General features: G+C 54.3%; 1 protein-coding gene. It reads right to left on the bottom strand.

Going from position 1 to position 1,237, the window contains the following annotated elements; translation table 11 throughout:
- Positions 1–473: 473 nt before the first annotated feature.
- On the bottom strand, positions 474–1,181 hold the full coding sequence (locus SNE34_RS14745; protein WP_332618379.1) for a hypothetical protein: 708 nt from the start codon (positions 1,179–1,181) through the stop codon (positions 474–476).
- Positions 1,182–1,237: the final 56 nt, after the last annotated feature.

The following is a 1,237-nucleotide window of genomic DNA, read 5'->3' as shown; positions in this document are numbered from 1 at the left end:
GCGCCTAACGCCTGAGTTAAGCCGACTTGCGTAGTGGAGCCAAAGTCATGGCAAGCTTTTCTGCCATGACTTTGGTGTAACGAAGCAAGTTCGGCTTGAACGAATTGTTAGGGCGCATAGTCGATTGGCCCCACGAGTTGAGCTTTGTGGGTAAGAACTAGTGCAGAGGCGATGTTGTACCCAATGGGTATGACAGCAAGGAAGGTCCAAGCCGGCCACCCGCCAATGCCCCGTGCACCAGATAGCTCGAAGTAGAGGCGCACGGCGAGGACGGGCAGGGCGATTGCGGCGATAGAAGCCCAGAAGGCAGTACGTCTGGCGCCGTCCGAGAACGCGAACCACTGGTGGCACGTGCGGCACCAAAAGACTTCCTTCGTGTTTCCCAGCCACGGGAGAAAGTCCCAAACCTTGGTTTGAGTCTGCTTGCTACAACCGGGACAGAAGATTGTTCCCATTGCGCCCTAACGCCTGAATTAAGCCGACCCGCGAAGCGGGTTCGGCTTGAATGAATTGTTAGGGCCCACACCCATGATGTCTAGAAGCTTACATAACCTATCTTGGATCTTGGCGTGTGCGCTTACAGGCAACGTGGAGAGGTACGCAGATTGCCACTGCTCCAACAGTGAATCAAAGCCTGGAAGGCGCCCAAGATGCGCAGAAGCTATAGCCCGATACATCCTTGGCTCTAGGTTGTTATACAAGTGATGCGACCGATCTGTTGGCTTTGAGTTGAGGCCAGCAGCGCACTCTTGGAGTGATGCGTAGCGTGTGTAGAAACCCGACAGGTCATTTTCCACTGACGTTGCGATGGAGCTGGCTGCGGCAGAAATATCATGCTCGTTTGCCGAGTTCGGCAAGAAGTAAGAATATTGCCGCTCAGCTGACAGCGGGAATTTTTCAAGGGGAGTGTCAACGGTCGTAGTGGCACTTTGATTGTCACTGCCATAGATGAGGCCGAGTTGATTGACCGCGTCCTCCACGATGTCGTGGCGAACGCCAACAATTAACGAATAGTGTTGTCCCGTGGCATCTCCAACCACGGTGGGATAGGTGGCCCATAGGAACTGACTGAACCCATGAGGCTCTTTGCGGACGAATGCGTTGCGCTTTCTGATGTAGCGAAAGCCCGCGATCTCGCCAGAGTCAGTGATCGCTTTGGAGAGTCTCAGTCCGAGTGACATTTCTTGTGGGCCCTAACGCCTGAGTTAAGCCGACTTGCGTAGTGGAGCCAAAGCCA

Source organism: Novilysobacter erysipheiresistens, from assembly GCF_036663935.1.
Taxonomy (GTDB): domain Bacteria; phylum Pseudomonadota; class Gammaproteobacteria; order Xanthomonadales; family Xanthomonadaceae; genus Novilysobacter; species Novilysobacter erysipheiresistens.
This window is presented reverse-complemented; position numbering and strand designations above follow the sequence as displayed.